General features: G+C 72.4%; 5 protein-coding genes and 1 pseudogene. 2 read left to right on the forward strand and 4 right to left on the reverse strand.

Features of this window, described 5'->3' with window-relative positions; all coding sequences use genetic code 11:
- Positions 1-721, forward strand: a 721-nt coding sequence (locus ASG00_RS16290; RefSeq protein WP_235559047.1) for a glycoside hydrolase family 15 protein, incomplete at its 5' end; no start/stop codon positions are given.
- Between the two features lie 3 nt (positions 722-724).
- Here ASG00_RS16290 and ASG00_RS01470 read toward each other — a convergent pair.
- From ASG00_RS01470 to ASG00_RS01485, 4 genes and pseudogenes are all read right to left on the reverse strand, one after another.
- The coding region (locus tag ASG00_RS01470) for an ABC transporter permease (RefSeq protein WP_235559048.1) at positions 725-1,424 on the reverse strand (700 nt) is incomplete at its 5' end.
- A 451-nt stretch (positions 1,425-1,875) separates the two neighbouring features.
- Positions 1,876-2,605 (reverse strand): annotated as a pseudogene (locus ASG00_RS01475) (ABC transporter ATP-binding protein); the annotation flags it as partial.
- A 108-nt stretch (positions 2,606-2,713) separates the two neighbouring features.
- Positions 2,714-3,394, reverse strand: a complete 681-nt coding sequence (locus ASG00_RS01480; protein WP_056206432.1) for a response regulator — start codon at positions 3,392-3,394, stop codon at positions 2,714-2,716.
- Between the two features lie 35 nt (positions 3,395-3,429).
- The gene (locus ASG00_RS01485; RefSeq protein ID WP_056206331.1) at positions 3,430-4,695 is read right to left on the reverse strand and encodes a sensor histidine kinase; all 1,266 of its coding nucleotides are present in this window, start codon (positions 4,693-4,695) and stop codon (positions 3,430-3,432) included.
- Between the two features lie 137 nt (positions 4,696-4,832).
- Between ASG00_RS01485 and ASG00_RS16300 the strand changes: the two genes are divergently transcribed.
- A partial coding sequence (locus ASG00_RS16300; RefSeq protein ID WP_442922576.1) for a VOC family protein occupies positions 4,833-5,034 on the forward strand: 202 nt, incomplete at its 3' end.

Consider the following 5,034-nt stretch of genomic DNA (forward strand, 5'->3'; position numbering starts at 1 on the left):
GATGGTCGCGCTGCAGCTGGCCCGGGAGGCGGGCCTCGCCGAGACCGAGTACTCGTGGCCGCTGCAGCTCGCGCTCGTGCGCCGCGCCGAGGTGAGCCTCGACCGGCCCGACAACGGCATCTGGGAGATCCGCGGCGAACCGCGCCGCTTCACCCACTCCCGCGCGATGCTGTGGGCGGCGTTCGATCGGGCGGTGACCGCGGCCGAGAGCACGGGGCTGCGCGGCCCCGTCGCGCACTGGCGCCGGCTGCGCGACGACCTGGCCGCGGAGATCGCCGCGCAGGGCGTGGCATCCGACGGTCATTTCACCCAGTACTACGGCACCGACGAGGTGGATGCCTCGCTGCTGATCCTCGCTCAGGTCGGATTCTGCGCGTACGACGATCCGCGCATGGTCGCCACCGTCGCCCGCATCGAACGCGACCTCATGCCCGACGGCTTCGTGCGGCGCTACCGCACCTCGAGCGGGGTGGACGGGCTCGCCGGTGCGGAGAACCCGTTCCTGGCGTGCAGCTTCTGGCTCGTCGAGCAGTACGCCCACACCGGCCGGTGCGCCGACGCGGAGCGTCTGATGGCGGCCGCCGCGGGGGCGGCGAACGATCTCGGGCTGCTGTCGGAGGAGTACGACCCCGCGCACGAGCGCCAGGCCGGGAACACCCCGCAGGCGTTCTCCCACCTGGCGCTCGTGCGTGCCGCCGACGCGCTGGCCGCGGCATCCTGAGCGCTATGCGCGGCTGAGCGCCTCGCTCAGCTTCACGCGCGCGCCCATGCGCAGCAGCGTGTTCTGGTAGATGCGCGCCCCGACGAGCACGGCGCCGACGCATGTCGCGATGAGCACGATCAGCGCCACGATCGGCTCCCACACCTGCGCGGTGCCGAGGTAGAGCCGCAGCGGCATCGCGACCGGCGCCGAGAACGGCACGTACGACATGACCGCGAGTACGACGGGGTTGTCGTTGAAGAAGATCACGAGGAAGTAGGGCAGCATCACGAGCATCGTGAGCGGGAAGGTCGTCGACCCGATGTCCTCCTGGCGGGACACCATGCTGCCGGCCGCGGCGAACAGCGACGCGAGCAGGATGAAGCCGAACAGGAAGAACACCGCGAACCACACGATCGGGGCGCCGAGGCCGGTGAGCACGGCGTCCTGGCCGGTGATCGAGAGCCCGACGATCGCGATCGCCGCGAGCACGAGGATCTGCGCCATCGCGAGGATCGTGTTGCCGATCACCTTGCCCGCCAGCAGCACCCGCACCGGGATCGCCGAGATCAGCAGCTCGACCACGCGGGTCTGCTTCTCCTCGACGACCGACTGGGCGATCGTGCCGCCGAAGGTCGAGGCGGCCATGAGGAAGACGACGCCGAAGCCGATCGCGGCGAAGTAGCGCAGCATCCCGTCGGTCGACGGCGGGTCGAGCAGATGCNNTGTAGGGGAAGGGCGAGGTGGATGCCGCGGCCCCCGGCACGTCCGCAGACGGCACGATCGCGGCTTTCACGTCGCCGTCGCGCACGGCGGCGAGCGCGGCCTCCGTCGTGGCGGCGGTGGTGACCTCGAGCCCCGGGAGCCCGGCGACGACGGTCGCCGTCTCGGCGGTCACCGCGACCTTGGTGTCGGAGACGTTCTTCGCCGCGAAACCGCCCCAGATGACACCGCCGAGCGCGATCGCGAAGAGGATCAGGGTCGAGATCACGAACGCCTTGCTGCGCAGACGCGAGCCGATCTCGCGCTCGGCGACGAGCCAGACGCCCTGGGCCGCCGAGGGGGCGGCGGGGTGCAGACGGGTCATTTCACGACCTCCTTGAAGATCTGGGCGAGGGAAGGATGCTGCGCGGTGAACGTCGCCACGTCACCGAGCTCGACCGCGCGGCGCAGCNCGGTGACGCCCGGCTCGCCGCGGAGCCACCCGGCATCCGTCGCCGAGACGAGCTCGAACCGGTGCGCTTCGTGCTGCGCTCGCAGCTCGGCGCGAGTGCCGGCCGCGCGGATCGTGCCGCCGGCGATGATCACGAGCTCGTCGCAGAGGCGCTCGACGACGTCGAGCTGGTGCGACGAGAACAGCACCGCGGCGCCGCGCTGCGCTCGCTCGTGCAGCACACCGGCGACGACGTCGACGGCGAGCGGGTCGAGTCCGGAGAACGGCTCGTCGAGGATCAGCACCTCGGGGTCGTGCACGAGCGCCGCCGCGATCTGGGCCCGCTGCTGGTTGCCGAGCGAGAGCGTCTCGATGTTGTCGCCGAGGCGCTCGCCGAGCCCGAGACGCTCGAGCAGGTCGTTCGCCTGTCGCGCGGCATCCGTCTTGCCGTAACCGTGCAGGCGGGCGAGATAGGCGATGTGCTCGCCGACCTTCATCTTCGGGTAGAGCCCGCGCTCCTCGGGCATGTAGCCGAAGCGGCGACGGTCGTCGCGGCTCACCGGGGCGCCGTCGAGCAGCACGCTGCCGCCGTCGGCGGCGAGCACGCCCAGCGCGATGCGCATCGTGGTCGTCTTGCCGGCGCCGTTGCCGCCGACGAAGCCGGTGAGCGCGCCGCCGGTCACGCGGAAGCCGACGCCGTCGAGCACCCGGCGTCCGCCGTAGCTCTTGGTCACACCCTGCAGTTCGAGCATGGATCCTCCTCGGGGGTCGTCTCGAACCTACGGATGCCGCAGCCCCCGCGCCTCCCCCCACGGGTGGATCGTGTGGGCGTGCCCCTCCGCCGCGCGGCGGGCGGGCCCTCAGACGAGCCCGCGCCGGTAGGCGAGCACGATCGCCTGCACCCGGTCGCGGGCGCCGAGAGCGCGCAGCACGTTCGACACGTGCGTCTTCACCGTCGCCTCCCCGATGTAGAGCCGCGCGGCGATCTCGGCGTTCGAGAGCGCGTCGGTCATCAGCCGCAGCACGTCGCGCTCGCGGTCGGTGAGGGCGGGCTCGAGGTGCGCGTCATCCGTCGTCGCCGGCTCGGCCGGCGCGACCACCACGGCCGCGCCGGCCGGGCGGGCAGCGGTGACCGGCGGGTGACCGGCGGATGCCGCGGCGAACCGCTCGATCACGCGACGGGTGACCTCGGGCGCGAGCAGGGCGTCGCCGGCCGCGACCGCCCGCACCGCGCGCACGATCTCCTCGGGGCCGGCGTTCTTCAGCAGGAAGCCGCTGGCTCCGGCATCGAGCGCCTGGAACAAGTAGTCGTCGCGGTCGAACGTCGTGACCACCAGCACGCGTGCCTCGACGACGGGATCCGCCGTCAGCAGGCGGGTCGCTTCGAGGCCGTCCATGTCGGGCATCTGCACGTCCATGCACACGACGTCGGGGCGCGTCTCACGCACCACCTCGAGCGCGCGGCGTCCGGTGGGCGCCTCCCCGACGACCTCGATCCCGGTTTGCGCGTCGAGGATCGCCCGGAACCCGGCCCGCATCATCGCGTGGTCATCGACCAGCACCACCCGCACGGCGCTCACGGGGTCTGCTCCACCCGGGCCAGCGGCACCCGCGCCCGCACGATGAAGCCGCCGCCGGTGCGGGGGATGAGCTCCAGGGTTCCGCCCGACACCGTCACGCGCTCGCGCATGCCGACCATCCCGAGGCCGGGGGTGACGGATGCCGCCACCCGCCCGGTGTTCGCGACCTCCAGCTCGACCGCGTCGGCCTCGAAGCGCAGACGCACGTCGGCGGTCGCGTCGTGGCCGCCGTGACGGCGCGCGTTGGTGAGCGCCTCCTGGGCGATGCGCACGAGGTTCACCTGCACGAGATCGGGCACCTCGCACGGTGCGCCGACCGTCGTGAGGGTCGTCGGGAGGCCGGCGGCCGCGGCATTCGTCACCAGCGTCTCGATCGCGTCGAGCGACAGCGACGGCTGGGGTGCGGCATCCGCGTCGGGAGAGGTGCGCAGCGTCTCGAGCAGCTGCCGCAGCTCGGCGAGAGCCGAGCGGGCCGACCCCTCGACCTGCGTGAGGGAGGTGGTCGCGAGCGCCGGGTCGGAGGCCATCACTGTGCGCGCGACCCCCGCCTGCACGCCCATGAGCGACACGTGGTGGGCGACGACATCGTGCAGCTCGCGGGCGATGCGCACCCGCTCGAGCGCGACCGCCTGTGAGGCCGTCACCTCGCGCTCGCGCTCGAGCTCGGCGGTGCGCTCCTCGAGAACCCGGCGCTGCACCCCCGCGGTCCACGCCCTGTCTCCGAAGCCCCATGCGGCGCCGAAGTAGAGCACGTTGATCAGCACGCTCAGCAGCACCTGCGCGATCGCGGGTGACAGTGCGACACCCTGGGGCACGTCGGTCGAGGTCGCGGTCGTCGCGGCCTCGAACATCGACACCACGAGCCACGCGAACATCGCGACGACGATCGCCGCGCGCACGAGGTTCGCGCGGCGGCGGTTCGGCGTCCACGCGCCGATCGAGTAGAACGCGAGGAACACCGCGATGTTGCCGACGAGCACCTCGGGGATGTGGGCGGTCACCGCCACGAAGTACGCGGCCGACACGATCGCCGTCACGATCCCCGGCCACCGGCGTCGCAGGGCGAGGGGCGCCGCCAGCACCGCGGCGTAGGCGATGCCCACCGCGAGCGGCGCCTGCGCCGCACCCCACAGACCGCCGATCGCCGACAGCGCCACGCTCACGAGCGCGAGCACGAAGACCCCGGCGGCGATCACCAGATCGACGCGCTGCTCGCGCCGCCCGAGCGGCAGCGGGCGCAGCGGCGGGGGAAGGGGGGACATCCCTCCAACCTATGGGCGGGCGATGCGCCGCGGCATCCCCCCTGCGGAGGAGAGGAGCGCGCGCACTTGACACGGCGCCGACGCGGACCGAGGCTCATCCTGCGCGCAGCCCGCGCGCCCGAGGCCGAGGAGTCGCCATGTCCGTTCCGCAGATGGTGTTCGTCAACGTCACCACCGAAGACCTCACCCGCAGCATCGCGTTCTATGAGGCGCTCGGCTGCCAGATCAACCCGCTGTTCACGGACGAGAACGCGGCGTGTGTGGTGTGGAGCGACACCGTGTTCTTCATGGTGCTGCGCCGCGACTTCTTCGCGACCTTCACCGACAAGCCCATCGGCG

Origin of the sequence: Microbacterium sp. Leaf351 (genome assembly GCF_001423825.1) — a bacterium.
Lineage (GTDB): Bacteria > Actinomycetota > Actinomycetes > Actinomycetales > Microbacteriaceae > Microbacterium > Microbacterium ginsengisoli.

Excerpts from the sequence above, each read along its gene's own strand:
- ASG00_RS01480 (WP_056206432.1), bottom strand. The coding sequence starts at position 3,394 with ATGATGCGGGCCGGGTTCCGGGCGATCCTCGACGCGCAAACCGGGATC.
- ASG00_RS01485 (WP_056206331.1), bottom strand. The coding sequence starts at position 4,695 with ATGTCCCCCCTTCCCCCGCCGCTGCGCCCGCTGCCGCTCGGGCGGCGC.